The organism is Mangrovibacterium sp. (assembly GCF_041596335.1).
In the GTDB taxonomy this organism is placed as follows: domain Bacteria; phylum Bacteroidota; class Bacteroidia; order Bacteroidales; family Prolixibacteraceae; genus Mangrovibacterium.
Genome location: NZ_JBFHIT010000004.1, coordinates 87,865 through 110,688, shown reverse-complemented (window position 1 = coordinate 110,688; position 22,824 = coordinate 87,865). Strand labels below are relative to the sequence as shown.

13 protein-coding genes are annotated in these 22,824 nt (G+C 41.4%); 2 read left to right on the top strand and 11 right to left on the bottom strand.

All coding sequences use genetic code 11. The features are described from left to right. Positions 1 to 14 precede the first annotated feature (14 nt). Positions 15 to 1,226, top strand: coding sequence for an agmatine deiminase family protein (locus ABZD21_RS02880; protein ID WP_372772772.1), 1,212 nt, complete (start codon positions 15 to 17; stop codon positions 1,224 to 1,226). A 61-nt stretch (positions 1,227 to 1,287) separates the two neighbouring features. Here ABZD21_RS02880 and ABZD21_RS02875 read toward each other — a convergent pair whose 3' ends face one another. The 5 genes from ABZD21_RS02875 to ABZD21_RS02855 all read right to left on the bottom strand — a co-directional run bounded on the left by ABZD21_RS02875 (position 1,288) and on the right by ABZD21_RS02855 (position 6,346). Next, the gene (locus ABZD21_RS02875) at positions 1,288 to 2,496 is read right to left on the bottom strand and encodes a serine hydrolase domain-containing protein (RefSeq protein ID WP_372772771.1); all 1,209 of its coding nucleotides are present in this window, start codon (positions 2,494 to 2,496) and stop codon (positions 1,288 to 1,290) included. A gap of 235 nt (positions 2,497 to 2,731) precedes the next feature. Continuing rightward, positions 2,732 to 3,430, bottom strand: a complete 699-nt coding sequence (locus ABZD21_RS02870) for a DUF4386 domain-containing protein (RefSeq protein ID WP_372772770.1) — start codon at positions 3,428 to 3,430, stop codon at positions 2,732 to 2,734. Between the two features lie 144 nt (positions 3,431 to 3,574). Continuing rightward, positions 3,575 to 4,606 (bottom strand): serine hydrolase domain-containing protein, encoded by a 1,032-nt coding sequence (locus tag ABZD21_RS02865; protein WP_372772768.1) that lies wholly within the window; start codon positions 4,604 to 4,606, stop codon positions 3,575 to 3,577. A gap of 50 nt (positions 4,607 to 4,656) precedes the next feature. After that, positions 4,657 to 5,736: an acyltransferase family protein gene (locus tag ABZD21_RS02860; RefSeq protein WP_372772767.1), complete on the bottom strand. Its 1,080-nt coding sequence runs from the start codon at positions 5,734 to 5,736 to the stop codon at positions 4,657 to 4,659. Between the two features lie 10 nt (positions 5,737 to 5,746). Continuing rightward, entirely contained in the window at positions 5,747 to 6,346 is a 600-nt protein-coding gene (locus ABZD21_RS02855; RefSeq protein WP_372772766.1) for an ankyrin repeat domain-containing protein, read from the bottom strand. A gap of 230 nt (positions 6,347 to 6,576) precedes the next feature. Between ABZD21_RS02855 and ABZD21_RS02850 the strand changes: the two genes are divergently transcribed. Beyond that, a complete protein-coding gene (locus tag ABZD21_RS02850; protein ID WP_372772764.1) occupies positions 6,577 to 8,637 on the top strand; it encodes a helix-turn-helix domain-containing protein in 2,061 nt (686 codons plus the stop codon). 359 nt (positions 8,638 to 8,996) lie between these two features. Here the strand turns inward: ABZD21_RS02850 and ABZD21_RS02845 are convergent, their stop codons facing one another. The 6 genes from ABZD21_RS02845 to ABZD21_RS02820 all read right to left on the bottom strand — a co-directional run bounded on the left by ABZD21_RS02845 (position 8,997) and on the right by ABZD21_RS02820 (position 22,105). Beyond that, positions 8,997 to 10,910 (bottom strand): hypothetical protein, encoded by a 1,914-nt coding sequence (locus tag ABZD21_RS02845; RefSeq protein WP_372772763.1) that lies wholly within the window; start codon positions 10,908 to 10,910, stop codon positions 8,997 to 8,999. Between the two features lie 6 nt (positions 10,911 to 10,916). Continuing rightward, a complete protein-coding gene (locus tag ABZD21_RS02840; protein WP_372772761.1) occupies positions 10,917 to 13,175 on the bottom strand; it encodes a glycoside hydrolase family 3 N-terminal domain-containing protein in 2,259 nt (752 codons plus the stop codon). A 109-nt stretch (positions 13,176 to 13,284) separates the two neighbouring features. Then, a complete protein-coding gene (locus ABZD21_RS02835; protein WP_372772759.1) occupies positions 13,285 to 15,759 on the bottom strand; it encodes a glycoside hydrolase family 2 TIM barrel-domain containing protein in 2,475 nt (824 codons plus the stop codon). 44 nt (positions 15,760 to 15,803) lie between these two features. Further along, positions 15,804 to 19,247, bottom strand: a complete 3,444-nt coding sequence (locus tag ABZD21_RS02830; protein WP_372772757.1) for a T9SS type A sorting domain-containing protein — start codon at positions 19,245 to 19,247, stop codon at positions 15,804 to 15,806. Positions 19,248 to 19,313: 66 nt separating this feature from the next. Beyond that, complete coding sequence (locus ABZD21_RS02825; protein WP_372772755.1) at positions 19,314 to 20,756, bottom strand: sulfatase; 1,443 nt, start codon at positions 20,754 to 20,756, stop codon at positions 19,314 to 19,316. A 20-nt stretch (positions 20,757 to 20,776) separates the two neighbouring features. After that, positions 20,777 to 22,105: a family 43 glycosylhydrolase gene (locus ABZD21_RS02820; protein ID WP_372772754.1), complete on the bottom strand. Its 1,329-nt coding sequence runs from the start codon at positions 22,103 to 22,105 to the stop codon at positions 20,777 to 20,779. Positions 22,106 to 22,824 lie beyond the last annotated feature (719 nt).

Genomic DNA, 22,824 nt, shown 5'->3' with positions numbered 1-22,824 from the left:
AAGTTGAAAAAAGAATGAGTATGAATGCTCGGCATGGGTTTTATGTTAAAAATTTGGCTTTAACCAATTTTTGTGTCTGGGTTTTAATAGTAGTAAGTGTTTCAATTGGAGGGTGTTCAAAAGGAACAAAAGAGTATTATCCTTCCGCTGACTTTGAAGAGTGCGAAACGGTGTATGTTGGATGGAGTACAGCTACTCCGGATTTTACGAAGGATTTAGTAAAAACCCTTTCTATTTATGAACATGTCACCCTGGTATATGATGGGGGTAAAAAGAATGAAAAAAAAATACAAAATGACTTGCTTCAAGAAGGGGTTGATTTAAAAAATATTGATTTTTTATCGCTCGAAATCCCCAAGGCTTCCTTTTGGCTAAGAGATCATTTCCCGGTATTTCTGTATGATAAAAAGGGTCGTGAAAAATTGTTGTTGATGAATCGATATCCCGAAGGAGATTGGCTGATGAAAAAGTTTCCGTTTAAATCGAAAACCAGATTAAGTGGGAATGATTTATTTAGAAGTATTGGAGGAGCGCGCGAATTTAACGGAAAAGGAACTGTTATTTTGGTCAGGCAATATGAGAAATATATTAATGCAGACTGTTTTACGGATCAAATAGAATTCTACTATAAAAATGCTTTTAATCAAACTAATATAATTTGGCTGAATAAAGGATTGGTAACAGATGAAAGCAAAGGAGGAATAGATGGTGATTTTTATTACGAGTTCGCCGGCACAAATGGGCATGTTGATGAGTTTTGTCGTTTCGTAAATGATAGCACGGTTTTGTTGGCAGAAGTTGATTCGATATTAGCCTCTACCGATGAATTAATGCATGAAACTTACTTACGAATGGAAGAAAATTACCAGATTTTGCAAAATGCCCGTCTGCAGGATGGACGAAAGATAAATATTGTTAGAGTACCGGTGGCTCCAATTATTTTGGGAGAAAATGGAACGAGGAATGGAGAAAAGAAATTATCCGTATTAGTTTCAAGTTACCTTAATTTCCTGATTACTGATAAAGTAATTGTTCTACCCTCGTATGACAATTATGTAGATAGTTCTGGTAGTTACCAAAAAGCAGATGAAAAAACAGCCAGTGTTTTTAAGAAACTGGCTCCCAATCATAAAATAGTGTTTTGTGATGCTTATAAATTAAATGCTTCCGGAGGTGGATTCCATTGCGTAAGTTATAACAAAACAAGAAAGCGTAAGTGTTCATAACAAACGGCTGCAAAATAGATAGTCGACCTACGACCCCACAGTTATTCGATCGATGAAAAGATTATAGTTTCGCCGCAATCTCCCATAAATCATTATCCCCATAATGATCTAATGAGTTACCACAATGAACAATAACAATTTCCTTATCGGGAATAACATAAATGTTTTGCCCTAAATTTCCGGAAGCTGCAAATTGAAATGTGGAATCACAATTTGAATGGCCCCACCATTGATAACTGTAAAACACCCTTTTACAACCTTCTCCAAACCATTCGGGATATCTATTGCGAGGAATGCTCTCATTTTCGGTGGTTGACTCCAACACCCAATCCGGGGAGATAATTTGGGTTCCATTCCAATTGCCTTCATTCAAAAAAAGCCGTCCAAATCTGGCGTAATCAATAGCCCTTGCTATCAAACGGCTAGGCATATATTCAAACCCTGATTTCTTACTATCGATCGAAAACAAGGCATCGTATTCCATAATTTTTGACCATAATTTTTGTTCAAGATATTCAGATACCGTGCGATTAGTTGCTCTTTCAAGAATTAATCCCAGATAGCTGGTATTGTAATTGCAATATTGAAAATCACCTCCTGGTTCAGTAGCAATTTTTACCTTTTTAAGTAAAAGTTTACGAACATTCGGGTGGTAGTACCCCACTGCCTCATCGTGCCAGGGTGCATGGATATAGGTTCCGGGCAGATAGCTGGTATTATATTGAAGTCCGGATCGCATTTCGAGCAGGTTTTTGATCGTGATATTCTCAAATCGATGATCGCGTTCCTTGAGTTCAGGAATGTATTTTGTCATGGGATCATTCACTCCTGAAATCAGCCCCTCGTCGATCGCAATACCAATTAAAAATGAAATAAATGATTTTGCCATAGACTGCGAATGAAAATAGGAATCCCTGCTAAATCCGTTAAAATATTTTTCATACAAGATTGTATCCCTACGGATAAATATCATGGCAGTAGTTTGCGACTTTTCGGCCCATTTGTCAAATGTTTTAAAGCCTGATCTGGAGATTCTATCCTGAAATAAGTCTTCAACATATTCATCGTTTTCGCGTTGGGTAAACTGAAATGCATTGGCAGAAGCCGCAATCGTTCTATTTTCATAAAACTGGTAATCATACACATCAGCCACATTTTGAGTAACTAGTCGGTAAACATAGGTAGGAGAATACAAAATCGATAAAATCGCCAGAACGAGAACGAATAATACAATAGGCGTTAATGCAAGAGTTGTAATTACTTTTTTCATCTGCATATATATTAATTAAGTTACTGATTCGCTGTTGGATCAAACAATAAACCTTTGAACATCTTCTGAATCTCACGCGAAACTCGCAGAGTTTATACATTACCTTTTGTTGTAATTTGTACCATGCTCGTTTCATATGTCTGCCACTATTTTTTTTTAATGGCTTCTCATTTTATTCGCACACCAGCTTTTCATTTTTTTCCCTGCTTATAATGCGCCATACCTAAAACAGATACTAATTTTTTAATTCTAAGTGTGGTTTTCGTAAACCACTATACAAGAGCCAGAATGCCAACAAAATTTCGGCAAGCGCCATCGGGAAAGCAAGAAATGTTTCAACCGACTGAAGTTGGTTCGGATCGAAGAAACTTAACTGTCGGGCACCATGCAAAAACGTATAGCCAAGCCCGCCGAAAAAAAGCAAATAGCCTATCGGTTTAGGTACTGTTTGTGACTTAAGTGATAAAGCTCCCAAACCGATGAGATGCAATCCAAATATAATGAGGCCTATCGACCATAGTCTTTCAAACAGTTGAAAATGAGCTGCCGTTTCGACTGCAGTAAGGTGATCGTGAATGGGGTTATCGATTGCTATCGCCGGAACTATTTTAAATAATTGCAAAATGGCAATCCCCAATAATAGCGTGTAAAAAACTCTAATGAAGGCAGTTATTGCCGACAATTGTTTCGAGGCATTGCGAAAAAACCCATACAATGCAAAAGCCACAATCAAGTCAAAAATAAAAATGATACTCCAGCCAGCCAATTCAGTATAAAACAGTGATGTGTTGGCAATCAGATTATTTAAAATCCCTTCAGGGGAATTTGCTCCCAGTTTGCGGTGTGCATAGCCAAACGTGAACCCTGCAACAATGGCCATAAGTACGAGTGAAATGCCTGCTACAATTCCATATTTTTTCGCTCTAAAGTTCATTGATTCGTGTTTAAATTGAAAAAAAATTAAGTAGTTGGTAAAGCCATCTTTTTCGTTGATGGTCCGTTGGCCTGCTCTTCCAACTGATTAGATTGACCAACCATCGGATCAAGTGGCAAAACCCGCTTGAACCGGGTATGCACCCTATTCCCGTCTCAGTATTTTCACAACACGGTTATACACCATTTCAAATAAGCTCCAGGTATAGCCATCAAAGTTGGTTGTATTCACAAATTGAATGACCACCGTGTCGATATCTTTGTGGTATTTTGCAATACTCTGGTAACCCGGAATAAGGCCGGTATGATTGTATACATAGATTGAAGAATAGATTTCCTGTTCTCCTTCATCAAACAAAGAGCCGTCGTTTAAAGCGCGTAGAAATATCCCCACATCTTCTGCTGTCGCAATCATTGAGCCATAGTCAGTTGTTTTAATATCCTCTTCTACACCAACATAATAGCCACTCATTAAATCGTCCAAATTCACCTCGTGAAATGATCCGAACGTATTTTTCAGCCCGAGTGGATTGAGAATTTCCTTCTTAATATATTCGAACTTGCTCATATCCGTCACTTTTTCAATAAGTAACGTTATCAGTAAATAATTGGTGTTTGAATATTCATAGTCTTCGCCCGGGGAAAAGCTAGCCGGCAAATCCAATACGCGTTCAAGCGCTTCGCTGCTGCTTTTTGGGGGATCGATCCAAAAATTTGGAGTGTTCGTTAAATTCGGAATACCACTCCGGTGCTCCACCATCATTCTCAAGGTAATCCTCTCCGCATTTTCAATTCTTCCCACAAGCTCTGGAAAGTAATCGGCAAGCGTTTTATCCAACGACAGACGGTTATCACCGACCAATTTGGTAATGGCCAGAGCATCATACAATTTACCGATACTGGCAATCTTGAACAAGGCATGCGGATTGGCTGGTATCCTATTTTCCCGGTTTTTCCAACCTGCGGCGTAAAATGCAGGCTCTGTTCCTGCGCGGTCTACATATACAAGGATTCCATCAAATCCAAGTCCAATGGCGTCATTTACTTGCTCCTGTACGGTGTCAGGAAGTGGCGTCAACCATGTCTTCACCAAAATCCAGGGCACGAAAAACATGGAGACTACGGTTCCGATAAGCAATACGCCCCGGAGTATTTGTTTGGTTTGTTTCCTTGTCATGATAGTATATTTTTTTAGAATGATGTAAAATCACAACGCATTCATAACAGTCACTTTTCAACTTTGTTTAATCTCCATTTCAACCCAAATAAAGGTCTTAAGAAACTAATCCTTCGAATGATAAATTCATAAATGATGTAGCAAACGCCAAATGTAAACACCGTTATAACGATGAATTTCATAACAGGCGAAATCTCCAACGGTAAAATAATCATAGCACCGGCGTACAAGGCAAACATGTGTATAATGTACACCGGATAGGCAGCTTGACTTAAGCGACTGAGAGCAACACTAGGCTTGTTTAGGTATTTGTATCCAAAACCGAAAAGCCCGAATATCCAGCAATTTGACTCGATGGCCATGAGATAGCCCGGCGAAGTTGTTTCGAATTCCAGCAATCTGATGGTGTATAAAATTACGGCCAGAGCGACATACAGCCACTTCCATTTCGATATCGTTTGCCAAAATACGTTACCACTATACACGATAAGAAAGCCAAAAAAGAAGGCAAGCAAACCAAGGAAAAATCCATGCCATGTTTGAGCATAAATTGAATATATCTGAGGTTTGATAACCATAGCTTCCACAACAAAAAAGATGGAAATAGAAATGGGTCCCATCGGATTACTCAAAAAGGAAGATAGTCCTTTTCTGAATCTCCCTCCTTCTTTTTTCATCAGGTACACAAATAGTGGCGACAACAGCAGCACATAAACAAATATATTCCCGAGAAACCATAAATGACCGGCATGAGCATAATAGCTTAAAGGCAAATTATAGTGCTTTTGAAAAATAAACATATGGAGCGGAGCAATAGCCAGGATGCCAAAAAGAAAAGGGAACAAAATCCGCTTGGTACGCTCAGTAAGCAACTGCCGCAAATTTCGCTTTTTCATGGCAAAATACAGGCCCATACCCGACACGTAAAACAAGAGTGGAATACGCCACACGTTTAGCATAGTCATGGGTTTCCATAAGCTTTCCAGGGGTTCATTGCTTCTGATAAAGCCAACAAACATGGCCCAGGGTTGGAAAACAATGGAGATATGATAGATTAACAACAGGCCAATCGCGATCACGCGCAACCAATCAATATCGTGTCTTCGTTCGGTTATCATTTTAGTTCTCATTTTGAATTGATTACTGCAACATCATGGCAATCACCGGGCGTGTTTTTTCCAGTTCCTGCAAATCAAGTTTTAATCCGAATGGCTCCAATTGTTGCTGAAGCATTTCATAAACAGGCTTCATGTCTGCAAATGGTCCGGCAACAGTTTCGCCAGGTGTCGCTCCGTACTTGTTTTTCAGGGTTTTATCGGCTTTGGCATCCATCAGCATCTGTACAATCTCAATACGACAAAAGAAAGCCGCTGCGTGCAGAGCAGTCGACCCTTCGTTATTTTTAAGGTTTAAATCGGCATTGGCATTAATTAGTGCTTTAACAATAGCCGGTTTGTTGAAAGTGGCTGCCGACATTAATGGCGTTGAACCACTCATTTGATCTTTCTTATTGAGATCGGTGCCGGCTTCGATGTGCTGTTTTACGGCTTCGAGATTGCCCGATATTACAGCGGTCTGAAGATCGATTTTCGGTGCCTCTACTGTCGACTTTGCTTCAACATTTTTTTCCGCCTGCGTGTTGTTGCTTTTGCCCGTTTGCGTGCATGCACTAAAAAAGAACAGGAAAAGAAACGAAAAACTGACAAGCATTTTGATTGAATTAAACTTTTGTGTTTTCATGATTTTAATTTTAATGTTCGACTTAAAAAACGCTGTCACAAAGATGAAACAATCGCCCGTGCAAGGTTTAATAGCTATGCAGCCAAATGTGTTAAGTTTGAATAAGGCATAAAAACTATGACGCACAAATAACAACTATGCAGCAAACAGGCCCTATTAGCCGATTCTGTCGATTGACACATTGCCTGCAATTGCGTAATTTTTTCTACTTTCGTTAAATAAGAACAAGCATGTCGAATACCTCAAATACCACATCCGATTTTATCGAAAAGGCAGAAGCGATTATTCTGGAGAACATCTCGAACGAACAGTTTGGAGTATCTGAATTGGCCGAAACAATGCACATGAGCCGTTCCAGTTTACTTCGAAAAATAAAAACAAACACACAGCTTTCTGCAAGCCAATTTATTCGTCAGGTTCGCCTTATAAAAGGAATGGAAATGCTTGAGCAAACGACAATGTCCGTTGCTGAGATTTCGTATCAGGTGGGCTTTGGAAACACATCGTATTTTATAAAATGCTTTCGCGAACACTATGGGTACTCACCCGGCGAGGTAAGAAAAGGAATTGCTCAGGATGAAAATAAACCAAGCCGTCTAAGTGTTTTGACCAAATACAAATGGCAGCTGATAACGGCCGCGTTTCTACTCATCATCGTCATTCCCCTGCTGCTTTTCAGTATAAGAAGTACCGTTCCAACTGAAATCGACATTGAAAAATCCATTGCAGTGTTGCCTTTCAAAAATGAAAGCAGCGATTCGTTGAACCTGTATTTCGTTAACGGGCTGATGGAATCGACCTTGAATAATCTGCAAAAAATTGGAGACCTGCGAGTGATCAGTCGGACTTCGGTGGCAAAGTATCGGAATACGACGATGGGCATTCCTGAAATAGCCGAAGAACTGAATGTGAATTATCTGGTAGAAGGAAGCGGCCAGCGTGTTGGAAATCAGGTTTTGCTGAATATAAAATTAATTGAAGCATCAAGCGACCGACCGATTTGGGTGGAGCAATATAGTCGGGAAGTGGAAAATGTTTTTGCGCTTCAGAATGAAGTGGCCCGGAAAATAGCTGATGCGATAGAGGCCATTGTGACGCCTGCCGAAATAAAACAAATTGAGAAAATACCGACTGAAAATTTACAGGCTTACGACTACTACCTCAAGGCTCTGGAGCCTTATTACTCCCGAACCAAAGAAGGTTTGGAACAGGCTATTCCGCTATTTAAGAAGGCGATAGAAAATGATGAGCAGTTTGCGCTGGCCTATGCCAATGTCGCTATAGCGTACTACTTTCTCGATGTGTACCAAAAACAAAAACACTATACCGAACAAATCAACGCCTTTGCAGACAAGGCTCTGCTTTACGATCCCAAATCGGCTGAAAGCCTTATTGCCAAAGCACTTTACTATATGCAAATAGAAGAGTACCAATTGGCTTTGCCACATCTTGAAAAGGCTTTGGAGTACAATCCGAACTCTTCAGCTGTGGTTCAGATGCTTGCCGATTTGTATGCCCGCGTAATTCCCAACACCGACAAATACCTGCAATACGCGTTGAAAGGCATTCAACTCAATATCGCGGCCAATGATTCGATCACCCAAAGTTATATCTATTTGCATTTGAGCAACGCGCTTGTCCAAACCGGTTTTGTAGATGAAGCGACTACTTATATTAACAAGTCGTTGGACTACAACCCTGATAATTATTATGCGCCATTACTGAAAGCCTTTATCCTGTACGCCAAACACGAAGATATAGCAGAAACAAAAAAACAATTAATTGAAGAATGGAACAAGGATACGACCCGCCTGGACATTTTGCAGGAAGTGGCGAAAGTCTATTATTTTCAGGAAGACTATGACAGCGCCTTTTATTATTACGAAAAATTTGTCGATACCAGAGAACGATTAAATCTGGATATCTATCCGCATGAAGATGTGAAAATTGCTATGGTCTACCACAAAAAAGGATTGAAAAAACAGGCAACAATATTTTTTAATTCCTACGCCGATTACTGCGAAAAGGATCAATCGATTTACAAAAGTGCCAGCATGGCCGTAAAGTACGCGTATGAAGGTAAAACCGACCTGGCGATTGAGCAACTAAAAGCGTTTGCCACACAGGATAACTACCAATACTGGATCGTGCTATTCCAGGGAAAAGATCCGATTATGAAGCCATTAAAAAGTCATCCGGATTACGACTCGACCATCAAAAGAATAGAAGATCGCTTTTGGAAAAAACACGAGAATCTGAAAAAGTTATTGAAAAATAAGCGACTGATCTGAGCATAGCTGGATTTGGTCAGCTTTATTTGCAGGCTGTTCATAAAGTTGCACGGTTCAAATCGAAGCAAATTTATTTTACCGAAATAACCCGGCTTACATTTACAATCGTTTATGCAACTGGCAAGCTGTTTGAGGCGATTTGTTGCGCATCGTCGCCCATAGAAAACCGCCCCTGATTGTAAGCATCAAAGCGCCTCATTTGGCATTTTGAGTTTTTGCTCAACTACTCAATTCGAGTTACCAATCAAAGACGGCTTCTATAGGTCGAAATGTATTGCTACCCTGAAATACTCCAACTATAATTCTAATGCTTGGATTGATAAGCATTAAACTATTTCATGCGATTGAACACCGATGAACTAAATCACCTTAATGGTACAAATCACTTCTGATATTTCCGGTGTAAAATAGGCTAGGATAGGAATCGCTTCCGCGCCCGGAACCATATTAAAAACCCGGTCTTTTTCGGTATCCTTTATCGTTAATGGTACATTTGATTCAACGACAAGCTTCCCTTCCGGTTTCTCTACTTCAATAACTGTAGGGGAAACCTGAGTCACCTTTTCGCCAGTTGGCGAAATGACTGGCAAAACCAATGCTGACGGAGAACTAATCTCCTGATCTCCTGAAGGTTTCACCTTGAACTCAAAGCGATCGTTAGTGCAAGCATAGTTGATATTAAACACGGAAGCGGTCCCTTCAACCAGCATCCGCTCTTCATCTTTGAGCGAAGCCTCAACATCAAACGCAATTCGATGATCGTTCTCCACCACATTTACCCTGGCTTCCAGATCATAGAGGTTCGTATACCATCGGCCATCTTTAAACGTCTCTATACGAGGAGTCAAAGCAAAATCCTCTTCTGGGTTGGGTTGCTGGTTATTGGGTTCAACAAGAAGGTATTTAGCCATGCTGGCGGCAAACAAAGTACCAACTTTATCATGATACAAAACAGCCAGTGAACCTCCTGTTGCCTGCTGCACATGTTCCTTGTAAACTGCATCGTAAGTGGTTACTGTTCCTCTCCATGAACTTGCAGCAAACAACCAGGTGGCGATCTCCGGAAATTCTTTTACACCCTTAGACACAGCTCTTGGCAAGGCTGTGTCTGGATTTATCCGGGGTAATTTTTTCCCTGCATCCAAAATTGAAGCAAGAGGTTTTGCATGTGCAAAAGTATGATGGATGCATGGCTTAACACCGTGCGAAATGAAATGCGGCCCGCCATGCAGCAAGCCATCGGAAGTACACCGCTTTAAAAGCTCGGTGCTACGAATTGCTGCCGTACCAAAAGCCGGATTTTTATCTGCCATCATGCCAAAGGTTACCTGACTGCCGTCGGTTGTTCGGCTTCCCCAATAACTCCACTTCGCCTGCCGTGTTCCCCAACTGTTGTCCCATGCTCCATCGGGCAGCATAAACTCCAGATGACTTTCCATTGATTTGGAAAGCAGCTCCAACATCTCTTCATCATTTTCGTGAAGTGCATACATCACCGGGCCATTGAGTGACTCTTCGACATTGTAGCCCAAATCAACAAAATTTAATCCACGCGGACTTTTAATATTACTCGGTTTACCTTCACCAAACAACAGCTTATTCGGTTCGGTAAAAAAGTCTTTTACCTCTTTTGCCAATTCCCGGCTTCGCCGGGTGTATGCCGGTTTATCCAATACCGATCCCAAAAGGTTCATGGCATAAACACAGGTAAAACCGTAATTCACATTGGTAAAGGTCATGGTAAATGTATCGTACAAATACCCACCAACCTTTTCCAATCGATTAAGCCATTTCGTTTTCAGCTCATTATCGAGAAGATGCCCATGGTAATGCAAGGCTTCGGCCAGCGCAATGGCACCAAAAACGCTGATCCCTTTCCATGACTTTGGATTCGGGATTACAGTCCAGCTGCCATCTTCCTGCGAAACATTGTTTTCAGCCCAGTTCATGACCAGGATTGCGGCGTCGAGGTACTTTTTATCACCAGTGCTATCTGCCATATACATGAACGGATACACCGCATCCATGCATCGTCCGTGGATAAATCCGCAGGATGGACATCCCAGTGCTCCATGCCGTGCCGGGTTTTCAGGTTCAATGATTTGATGTTTTAACATTCCATTGCACCAATCGGTCAACAGATCTTTCACCAATGTCTGAAAGTATGGCAGCTCTTCAACTGTTTTACTACATCCTGACACTAGTCCGTAAAATGGCGTTGCTAATAAAACCCCTCCCATCGAAAGGGTTTTTACAAATCTTCTTCTTTCCATTATCCTCTATTCCAAGTGAAAGTCAGCCCAATTATTATCCGCTGAAGAGCTTCCTATCATCAATTTGAAAGCTCCTTTTTCTGCTTTCTTTATCATATCCATTCCGGTAAATTCAAGCATTTCCGAGTCAATCTCAAACGAAACTGTTTTTGTTTCGCCAGGTTGCAGACTAATTTTATCGAACGCTTTTAACTCTTTATCCGGTCGTGTTACGGAGCCATACAAATCCTTGATATAAAGCTGAACAACCTCTTTGGCCGACACGCTGCCTGTATTTGTAACATCAACACTAACGGACAATTTTGAATTGATGGTTAGAATCGTATCTGACAATTGCGGGCTTGAGTACGCAAAAGTTGTATAGCTTAGTCCAAAACCAAACGGATAAAGCGGAGTAGTATCCGAGAACAGATAACCTTTCTTGTAATTGATTTCCTTTTGGCTATAGTGAAATGGCAACTGCCCAATAGTTCTTGGTACGGTTACAGGCAATTTTCCGGAAGGAACTGCATCGCCGAATAATAGTTCAGCCACTGCCCGGTCGCCAAATTCGCTTAATTCCCAACAATCAATAATTGCGTCGGCTTTTTCTGAAAAAGTATTGATCGACAAGGTTCGGCGGTGTTTTAACACAACAATAACCGGCTTTCCTAATTTCTTCAGTTCCAACAACAAATCATCCTGATAGCTAACCGGGTTAATATCATCGCGATCACCGATGGCTCCGTTAAAAAATGCCTCTTTCGATGTATATTCATCGCCACCGGCAAAAAGAAGAACCAAATCGCTTTTACGTGCAACCCCCAGAATTTTCTGAATACCTGCTTTGCATTCGGCCTCAGGGGTTAGCGATGGAACGGACATTTGTCCATCGGTTAAATTATATCCTTTCTCAGCAATAAAGTTAAACTGGCCACCGGCAACATTATTAAAGTACTCTTCTGTTTTTTCGTCCAAAACAGGCCCGACCAGAGCAATATTTTTCCATTTACCATGCTGAACAGGCAAGATCGAATTTTCGTTTTTCAATAAAATGACAGACTCCAAATCAGCCTGATGTGCTAACTCCACTGCATCCTCATTACGGGTAGTTGTTTTCGCTTCTTCTTCTGAAGTGTACGGATTATCAAATAATCCCAAAATATACTTGGTACGTAAAACGTGTTTCACCGAGCGGTCGATATACTTTTCTAACTCAGGGTCTTTTTCAACCATCTGAGGCAGAAGCGCGTAGGCATCATCAGCGTACAAATCAACATCCATACCCGCCTTTAGTCCAAGTTCAACGGCATGTTCCGGTGTTTCAGCAACTTTCATAAAATAGTGTAACCGGCCAATGTCATTCGCATCAGAAACAGTGTAACCTTCAAAACCCCATTGGTTTCGTAAAACCTCAGTGATCAACCAGGGGTTACCATGACTTGCAATGCCGTTTATATCGGCATGAGAAGCCATAATTCCCAATGTATTGGCTTGCTGAACGGCTGCCTTGAAAGGAGGAAATATTTCGTCGATTAAAGTACGGGGCGAGATTTCCATTGAAGCAAAATTTTTACCTCCCAGAACCTGAGCATAGCCAGCAAAATGCTTGGAAACGGCGCCAATGTGAGTACTTTTCAAACCATCGAAATCCCCTTGAATTCCAGTTACAGCGTTCACAATCATTTCAGTGACCAGATAGGTATCTTCGCCAAAGGTTTCGCTCATACGTCCGAAACGTGGATCGCGTGCAAGATCGGCTTCAGGCGAATGTGTCAGGTGTAAACCACGCAGACGAGCCTCACGCCCCATCGTATCGTAAACTTTCTTTATCAGTTCAGTATTCCAACTTGATGACAATGCGATAGGTCTGCCGAAACGGGTACATCCGTGTGCATCGACCCCGTTGTACGATTCGGTAACAAAAAAGGTAGGAATCCCCAACCGATTGTTTTCAACAATGTATTTTTGAAGCTGGTTATTCAGTTTGGCTGAACGTTCCGGCGAATAATGTTCTCCGGGGTTTTTAATGCCGGCTATACCGTTTTTCAACCGTTCTTTTACATCATCCGATAAAACAAGGTTATCATTTTCATCTAGCTCAATTCCCTTTGAGGCATGAAACATGCGCATTTGAGCAACCTTTTCATCCAATGTCATTTTCGAAAGTAATTCATCTACCTCTTTTTCAAATAGTTTTTCTTTGGTTGGAGATTTGTCTGTTTCGCCACAAGAAACAATTAAAAATACCAACATCACTAATGCAACAAAATTCTTCATATTCATAATTATCATGGTTTTACTATTTTATTTTTCGTTTCAAATTACCCAATCCGCTGTCTGCAATTTGTCTTATCATTCCTAGCTAAAATTAGTTGCAAACAAGCTGTATTCACTACTCAATTGCACGCAGTTTAATTTCACTTGACTCAAGGCCGTCAGAGACAGCTTCGACGCGGATTTCCCCCGGTTCAAGCTGACTCTGCAATATCATCAAACATTTACCATTAAAGGCTTTGCGCTGGTTGAGCTTAGTCGATGTTAAATCCAGTGGGTCGCCATTGTCGACTCCAATATTATTTGCCGGACCGCTAATTTTAAATTCAATTAAATTGCTGGCATTGGGTACAAAGTTTCCATCCTTATCCATCACATTCACCTCTAAATGAACACAACTTTCACCATCGGCTCTCAGCGTTTTTTTATCTGCGACAATCTCAATTTTGGCGGGTTCCGAGGCAGTTACAACGACATCTTCAGCGACAATTTTCCCATTAGTTGTAGCCACTGCCAATAAAGTACCCGAGGCATAGGGGACATCCCATGAAAGGTTCATTTGTGCGACATTCGGCTTTACCCCCAATGACTTCCCGTCTAAAAACAACTCCACTTCATCGGCATTTGAATAGGTCCAAACCGGAATTACTTTTCCTTCCTTGCCAGGCCAGGTCCAGTGAGGCAGGATGTGCACCATTGGCTTAGTTGTCCATTGGCTCTGATAAAAGTAGTAGTGATCTTTTGGGAAACCGCACAAATCGATAATCCCAAAGTTCCAGAACCGTGATGGCCAGCCTTTTATAGCTTCCCCCAGATAATCGAATCCGGTCCAGCGGAATTCGCCTGCAACATAATCCAGACTATCTGTTCTGCGCCATGAATCGCGGGCACTAATCCTTTCACTTGAATTATCGTACGAAGAGGAATAGAACGGTGAGAACTCCGGAAAAATCTCTTCTTTACTTAAATCAGGAACGGCAATACCTTGCTGTGGCGATCTCATTTCAGTTGTCGTTTTGTAAACGCCCCGCGTTTGAAATGAATGAGGAATTTCTGTCGCTATAAATTTTCTGTTCGGGTAAACAGCCTTATCCTTTTCGTAGAAAACAGAGCCACCACCACCATTGTAACCGGTAACGTCCAACATCGAAGCAAACCCAGTTTCGTTTGCCAGATGAATAAAACAACATCCACAGGTTACCGGACGGGTTGAGTCGAGCGCATGAACAATCTCCATGAGCGGTTTTAAACGCTCTGGTCCCTCGGGGTAGCACTGGTCAGGTATTTCGTTTCCAACACTCCACATAAAAATACTTGGGTGATTGCGGTCGCGAATAATAATATCTTTTAAATCTTGGTGAGCCCATTTTTCAAAATGCTCATGGTAACCATGTTTTACTTTACCCTGGTTCTTTTTGAAATCCTCCCAGGGCCACGAAGCAATCCATTCGTCAAACACCTCGTCCATCACCAGAAATCCCATGGTATCGCACATTGTATAAAATTCAGGACTGAACGGATTATGAGAAGTACGAATCGCATTACAGCCCATTTCTTTTAGAATAACTAACCGACGGTGCAACACATCGTTCGGAACCGCAGCTCCAACAGGGCCACCATCGTGATGATTGTTTACCCCTTTTACCTTGATGTTTTTCCCGTTTAGCCAGAAACCTGTTTCTACTTCAAAACGGATATCCCTAATCCCGAATGGTGTTTCGTATTGATCAAGCAATTCGGTTCCCTTCATCAGCTTAGTTACCAATAAATACTGAACCGGTGTTTCAATCGACCACAAATCAGGCTCTTGAACATCAATCGTTTGATTGATTGTTGCCGAAGCACTTTCCGCCAATTGTTGCTCTGTTATTTGTTCACCAACCTTCTGTCCTTTCGGATTGAAAACTTCAGCGACAATGGTGATGTTTTCGCTATTCGCGGTGGCATTATTGATCGTTGTTTCAATATCTAACTCAGCAAAATCAGCACTTACATTGCCGGCTTTAATATAGGTGCCATTTTCAACTATCGAAACCTTGTTTTTCACATTCAGCCAAACGTTACGGTAGATACCGCAACCAGTGTACCAGCGGCTGTTGGGTTGCGCCGAGTTATCGGCACGCACCACGAGAGTATTGATTCCGTCATTTAAATGTGGTGTTAAATCGTAAGTAAGGCCAACGTAACCATTTGGGCGCTCACCTAGAAGCTGTCCGTTTATCCAGACTTTACTATTGCTCATCACGCCATCAAAAGTCACTAAAACCAGCTTATCGTCCCAGTCATCTCTATATTGAAATGTTTTACGATAGTAGCCCACTCCACCTGGGTAAAATCCGCCAAAGTGGCCGGATGGGTTATCTTTATCAATTTCGCCTTCAATGCTCCAGTCGTGAGGAATTTTCACCTGCCCCCAACCGGAATCGTCAAATCCTGGTTGCGACGCAAGTTTGTGCTCACCCAACTGAAAACTCCAGCCGTCGTTAAACATTATTTTGCGCAATGAAACAATACTTTCCGGACTACCGGAATTACATCCGGCAAAACAAAGGATAATTGAAAAAAACGATACAAATGTTAAAACTCTTTTCATACGATTTAAATTGAAACAGCATTAGCGCACCCGCTAACAATGAACTATTGGACGATTAGTTTTTGGGTATATATTTTTCGGTTTTCATCAGTCACCTTAACGAGGTAGATACCCGGCACAAATTCAGAACCGATGGATACGCGGATCACATCTTCATCGGTCGATTTCGTATAAACCAATTGGCCGGACATGCTGTAAATAGCAATGTCTGCTCTTTTAATATCGCTCAAGTATATTTTGGCTGTTTCGCATGCCGGGTTTGGATAAACTATAATAGCTCCTTTATCTTCTTTAAAATCATCAACACTTGTCACCAATCCCCCTAACCTTGTAAAACTCCATTTGTAATTATCTATCGTTGAAGTTCCTCTTCCCACATCGGTACCATCCGATTTAACATTCAAATTAACGCTCGAGCCGGCATCTAAAACTCCACTAGCTATGATATACAATTCTGAACTTACTTCCGTTATGCTAAAGAGGGCATCACCAGAAGCAAGAAGTTCTGATGTAGGAGTTGCTAACATAGCAGTATTATTACTGGAAGAATTAATGATTACTATTTTTTGTTGATCTCCTGTATAAATGTTAAACTTATCGCCGTTGGCTACAAGGTTAAATTTATTAATATCCGCATCACCTGTACTAGTAACAAGGGCATCATCAGTTGCAATATCATACGCCAACCACTTTGATTTACCGAAATTATAGATCTCATATTGGCCTTCTCCTGAAAAGAAAGTATTCAGAGGTGTTTTTATGGTAATAGTTCTCTCTACTTCTTCATTGTTTGCATCTTTTGCAACAAGTCTGATATTATAATTCAGTTCTGTCAGATTTGTTAAGGTCCACGTAAATGGAGCTGCAGTAAGCGTTCCTTCATTCACATCATTAACAAACAAAGCTACCTCAGTAAAATCGGCACCAACAATAGCCTCCACAGTTAAATCACTGCCCTTGTCAACTTCCATCCCGTTGTAGATATCTTTAAACCCCAGCGTCCGGCCTGCATCAGCGACAACCTCGACAACCATTTGTCCCTTTTTATCCGCATCCGCCTGCAGAGTATACTCACCAAATGATAAACTAGTACCTTCTCCGATGTAAAGCGTCAAATAGGCTTTATCCAGTATTTGTTCCTGACGAACGACGGCAAAATGCCCGATGAAGTTTAGCCCAATTTCCTGAATATTAAAAACCGTCGAGGCGTCTTCCTGGCAAATCACATAGTCAACAACTGTTTTATTGTCAACCTGACTTGTCACCTTAGCTCCTACAATAACGTCTTCCCGATACAAATGCTCAACCGATTTAACGCTGGTATTAGTGGATTTTGATGGTTCAAAAATATGTACATATGGCTTATCCCAGGCTTCACCCTGTTGTCTTACGGCCAGAATCTGTGTGTTTTTGTCGATGTATCCACCTTTTGCTTCGCGTGTTGCCGGCCCAAGGGCTTTAGTATATTCGCGTGCTACCCCGGCCGGAGCAAACATGTTCATGTATGTATTGGTTTCATTCAAATCAAAACGTACCTGGATCGCTGCGTCTGTAGACTCTGTCACATTTGTTTCTTCAAAATATCGCCAACCCGGTGATTTCTGCAAATCACCAATGTCGTTTTGATAACGTGTGGTAGGCGATACACTGAGCTCATTACCATCCATTGTCATGACCTTAGTCGCATCGCCCAGGTTGTGGTAGATATAATCATGAAAATTATTTGTGTCAAGAGATTTTGAACGAAACAGATCAAAATAATAACCAGTCGTTTCACTTGTGCGAATGGTGCTTAGTGTTCGTTTTGATTGCTCATTATTTATTTTGTCATCCAAAAACTGGGTCGAAAAACTAAAACTCGGATGAATCGGATCTTCCAAATGCTTCGGTTCTGCGGCAACATTTACGGTCGTATTCATCCACAAATACGAATCTGTATTCCACGAACCGTTTTGAATACCATGCGTTGCGCCATTGACAATCATTGTATTGTTTCCGGCATGCCGCCAAAAATAGTTTTCATGCTCCGGCTCACTCCTTTCGGCTAGTGTTTTGGGTAAACCGGCATTGGCCGCCATAATATAACCTGCGCCATAGAGCTCCATAGTGATACCCGTACAATGTGAGTGAACGTAATGAGCGCCTCCAATAATACCACAAAGGCCATAATCTTCGTTGTTTTCGTCAACATAATTACGTTGAAGTGCAACGCCCGCATGCTCAATAATTACGGTAGGTTTCTGAAAATCAATCTCGTCCTCCACTGTTTCCGGAATGTCAATTCCCCAGAACAATTGTTCAAATGCCTGCACATTATCAAAGGTGCTAATCGGCACAAGTGGATTATAACCACCAACCGCGTCATAACCTTGCCTTAGAGCAACTTTAGCTTTTTCTTCATACGCGGTAAAACCTCTTCGCTGCGCCAGGTTTAAGGTATATCTGTATAATTCATCTGTCTTGTCAATGTCGCGGTGAGAATCGCCGTAACGCACAAAGCGCCTGTTCGGATGTCTCAGGTTATCGAAAAGGAAGTTGCCATCCAGAATATGCATATTGTTGGCCATCACATTCAGATCCGGCTTAAGACGATCAACGATATTAAGTACCAGGGTAACGTTCTGCATAAAGCTATAACTGACTGCCTCGGGCCAGATACCTTGTTCGCCGAACATTGGTAAGATAGTTTTGGTAAACGAGTTTTGTTCTTTTGTTCCAACATTCCAAAACACATCAAACATTCTTTCACGTTCGGTATCATCTTCAACACAAAGAATACTGAACAATACTCCTGAAGATCTTAGAATGGGGTGGTTACTCACTGTTTTGCCATATTTTGTATCAGCGCCTCCATGCTCATTCAAGGCATTCATGGCAATATTGTAAACCGCCTTTTGTGCTTTCACATTATCAAAATCCACTTTTGTTCCCGTAGATTTCTGATACACTTTTGTATCGGCTGTCTTTAAGAAGTTAACCATAAAGTCATAGGCAATTGCAAAATGCGCATAGCCACTTCGAGGGTCATAAAAATCGCTTCCGCTAAAGGCTGTTGTTTCGGGCGTCCTCGAAGCTACTTGTTCGATGTAGTACCAAAGAATATCGGCAGCAAACTGCCCGTACTTTTCTTCTCCTGTTACATAGTACACCATAGCCGCGTATGAGGCGTAGTTGAGTACCTTAGCGTGTCCGGAATTTGCAGCACTAGCCTCAGATTCAGATAGATTATCATCTGTTGCCAGTGCAGGTATGGTATTCAGAATAGTAGCAGGATTTGATAAGTGAGTGGTCACTTTGTCATCAATAGCAGCTTTCGCCTTAGTGATAATACTACTTGCCCAGCTATAATTCTCGATTTTTGCTAAAACGTCAGCCTTATCGGCTGGTGTAGTCCAGATTACCGGGTGTTGCAACGTTTGAGCAGCGCCAGTGAATGATATTGACAAACTACAAAATGCCAACATCAACAACACATTCAATTTATTCATAACTTGTTTTATTTCAATGATCTAGGTTTAAAATGCAAATTCAAAAAAAAACAATGACTGTGTTCTTTATTCCTCGTCTGAATAAAACGACGGACGATTCCTCGGATATTGTTTTTCCATCAGCTTCTTCATTCGCTCCTCTACTTCCTTGTACACTGGATCTCCTGAATAATTATCACTGTCAATATGATTATCTTCAACATAGCGATACAACTCCGCAACTTGAACTTCCTGTGTATCACTATCTCGCCATTCCGTATATCGCCACTCTCCATCGGTACAAGTACATCCCATTATCTTTCTTCCGCGTGGATAAAGGCTATAAGCCCCCCTGTCCCATTCAATACCCGGATTATCAACGACCGGCAATATGCTTTTGCCATCGATATTTTTGGGCTGAAGTCCGCAAGCTTCGGCAATCGTTGGGAATATGTCGATGTTCTCAACCAAGGCATTCGTTTTAGCATTCGTTACCCGTGCTTTGTATCCGGTTTCCCGACTAATAATCATCGGTACATTTACGTCTAATTCAAAATTGGTATGTTTGCACCAGGCACCATATTCACCCAATTTCCAACCGTGGTCACTCATGAGAATCACAATGGTATTTTTTCTTAAATCCAACTCTTCCAGTGCTTTCATCACTCTGGCCATCTGCGCATCCATATAGCTCACGCAGGCATAATAGCCATGTATCAGCTCTCTGGTCTTATCATCATCCAGAAGTCCCTCCGGAGGTATTCCATAATACTTTCGCAACTCCCCCCATTTTGACAATGCCAACCGGTACATTCCCTTAGGTGTCTCTCTGCTAGGTACTTGAAAATCATCTCGATTGTATAAATCCCAATATTTTCGGGGTGAATTGAAGGGCAAATGAGGCTTACTTAGCCCCACAACCATCATAAACTTTTCATTCTTTATTTTGCGAAGTGTCTCAACGGCATTTCGGGCGACACGACCATCGGCGTAAGCGTCGTCATCCACATCGGCACATTCAAAAGCAGGCCCGTTTCTGGTATCCCCGGCTTTAACCAGGCTATCAATAATCGCCATATTTTCAGGGTTCAGCCAGTCATTTTTTTCCTTGGGAAAATGAATACTCCAGCTCTCCTTATCATCTGATGAATGATGATACACTTTTCCGACACTAACAGTGGTGTATCCATTTTCCTTAAAAAACTGAGGCATTGTAACCATCTCTTTATGCACCGACCGAAGTGGCGTAAATAAGTCATATATACCAATGGTTTCGGGACGTAACCCGGTTAACAAGCTCATACGGGAAGGTGCACAGATGGCCTGCTGACAATATGCTTTTGTAAACATGACTCCGTCAGTTGCCAAGGCATCTATGTTCGGTGTTTTAATTTGATTATTACCATAGCATCCCAACTCGGGACGCAAATCGTCAAACAAAAAAACAACCACATTAGGCTGCTCTGCCGCATTTACACCGGTAAGGCCAACAGTTGTAAGTACCGTTAATACAGAAACAATTTTTATCATGAATCTATCTTTCATTGTCATTATTCAAATGAATAGGAATCAAATTCCACCGACTTAACTTTCTCACCCTTAAACACAAAACACAGGTTTATCGTATCAGGAAGCGATGTTGTAAACTTTCCATAACTTTGAGGCTGACGGCAGGTGATTGATGAGATTAAATCGCCACCAGGATTATTTTTTCTGAGCTCAACAGTGCACTTTTCAATTTTCGAAAAATTAAGTCGGATACCTTTTTTCTCCTTGAGTCCTCCGACATTGTTAAAAATCAGATATTCACCGTCATTGATGGCAGAAATGCTAAATCCGCCCCGGTTGTTTTCTACCTTTTCGATACCGGAAGAATCGTAAAAATCTTCCGCTTCGATCGTTCCATTGCGGGCCTGATAATTACCAACTCCTGTTCCGTCGACCCGAATCAGTGCTATTTCACCATTTTCTTTGTAGTGTACATAGCTCATGAATGTATCGCGGAAATAGCGGTTTCCGGTTTGGCTAATGTCACAATAGGCAAAGTACGACTGATTGTGCCATTGAAAAAAAGAACCATGCCGTCCTTGCCGGAACCCAGTGGGCCATGTGGGCTCAATATAGCCCGAAGCAAAACTGGTCGAGTCCATGATGCAGCCCTTATAGTCAAAAGGGCCATACACACTCTTGCCCATCGCGTAAAAGCAGCCCCACGACAAATAATAGTTCCCGCGATAATAATGCATAAATGGCTTATCATCGGTCGGCTTTTCCATGTTTTTACCATCCAGATTATAGGGGCCACACGGATTGTTTATCTCTATTTTTTGTGGTTTCTCTGCCAACGAGATCATATCTTCATTCAACTTGGCGATATAATAATCCCAAACACCAAAAACGATGTAATACTCACCGGCCTGATCTTGTACAATCCCGAGATCATATTCGTGAGTTGGCGTCATTTCCGAGGTCAACAAAGGTTTTCCAAGGGGATCGCGCCATGGCCCGTTGGGTGAATCCGCGACCATCACTCCTGTTTGCTCGTTCCCCTCCGAAAAATACCAATAGAATTTTCCGTTACGCTTTACGATATCCGTCGCCCAGCAACTTGCAAAAGGCTTTCCGATATAGGTTTCCTCCGGGGTCAAAGTGTACTCGTGCTTCCAGGTTACCAAATCATCCGAAGACCAAAGCCACCAGTCTTCCATGACAAATCCCTTATTATCGATTGATTTATCGTGCGAAGCGGACAAATAGGCTTTACCATCCATAATCCGAATATGAGGATCGTTTGCGCCTTTGTTTGGAATGATCGGATTAGTTGCAAGAACCGATTCTTGCAATGCAAACAGAATTAGGATGAAATATAGTTTAGTCATTGGTCTGTCAAAAAAAAACGTGATTTAGTAATTACTTTTCTGAAGTTTTAGCTTTTCATTTCTCACCAGCAGCAAAGTTCGGGTTTCGTAGTTTTGCCAACTATTTTCTTCGGAAGCGTTGAATGGCCGACTCCCCGAAAGACACTTACCACTAAAAAACGAAACGCTTTGCTTTAGGATTAAACTTCGTCTACCGTACACGCTTAATATTCTTCGTTTGGTGATTTTATTTACACCGAAATTTCATTTAAGCAAGGATTTAAGCGAACCGTGCTGTACACCGAAAACGATTTCGCCATCGTTTTATCCTTCTATGAGAGAAACTGTTATAGAGCTGTTTTTCAATTTATTCAACTTGGTTTTTTCTCCCACTTCAAATCAAAGCATTGATTGCTGCTTTTTATTTCAGTATTGTGCGAATATTAGAAATATTGTTTCATTTTCATTTTTCGGCCTTTTTCAGGACCAAAAAGCGACTTTCTGCAGCTAATTTCCGGACAAAAAAAAGAGGTGCATTTTCATACACCTCATATCCCTCAACTTCGCTTTTTGAATAAGTCTTTAGACAAACTATAAACGAGTCCCACTCAAAATTCAATGATTTTTTTATTTCCGAACTAGGTTGCTGGCTTTGTATCCGATCCGGTGTGCCTTAACCATTATCTCGGCACCGGCGGGAGCGGTCAACGGTTCCTGGAATATGGTCCACGTCTGCGGTT

Coding starts and splice junctions, on each gene's coding strand:
- ABZD21_RS02880 (WP_372772772.1), top strand. CDS start 15: ATGAGTATGAATGCTCGGCATGGGTTTTATGTTAAAAATTTGGCTTTA.
- ABZD21_RS02875 (WP_372772771.1), bottom strand. CDS start 2,496: ATGAAAAAAGTAATTACAACTCTTGCATTAACGCCTATTGTATTATTC.
- ABZD21_RS02870 (WP_372772770.1), bottom strand. CDS start 3,430: ATGAACTTTAGAGCGAAAAAATATGGAATTGTAGCAGGCATTTCACTC.
- ABZD21_RS02865 (WP_372772768.1), bottom strand. CDS start 4,606: ATGACAAGGAAACAAACCAAACAAATACTCCGGGGCGTATTGCTTATC.
- ABZD21_RS02860 (WP_372772767.1), bottom strand. CDS start 5,736: ATGAGAACTAAAATGATAACCGAACGAAGACACGATATTGATTGGTTG.
- ABZD21_RS02855 (WP_372772766.1), bottom strand. CDS start 6,346: ATGAAAACACAAAAGTTTAATTCAATCAAAATGCTTGTCAGTTTTTCG.
- ABZD21_RS02850 (WP_372772764.1), top strand. CDS start 6,577: ATGTCGAATACCTCAAATACCACATCCGATTTTATCGAAAAGGCAGAA.
- ABZD21_RS02845 (WP_372772763.1), bottom strand. CDS start 10,910: ATGGAAAGAAGAAGATTTGTAAAAACCCTTTCGATGGGAGGGGTTTTA.
- ABZD21_RS02840 (WP_372772761.1), bottom strand. CDS start 13,175: ATGAATATGAAGAATTTTGTTGCATTAGTGATGTTGGTATTTTTAATT.
- ABZD21_RS02835 (WP_372772759.1), bottom strand. CDS start 15,759: ATGAAAAGAGTTTTAACATTTGTATCGTTTTTTTCAATTATCCTTTGT.
- ABZD21_RS02830 (WP_372772757.1), bottom strand. CDS start 19,247: ATGAATAAATTGAATGTGTTGTTGATGTTGGCATTTTGTAGTTTGTCA.
- ABZD21_RS02825 (WP_372772755.1), bottom strand. CDS start 20,756: ATGATAAAAATTGTTTCTGTATTAACGGTACTTACAACTGTTGGCCTT.
- ABZD21_RS02820 (WP_372772754.1), bottom strand. CDS start 22,105: ATGACTAAACTATATTTCATCCTAATTCTGTTTGCATTGCAAGAATCG.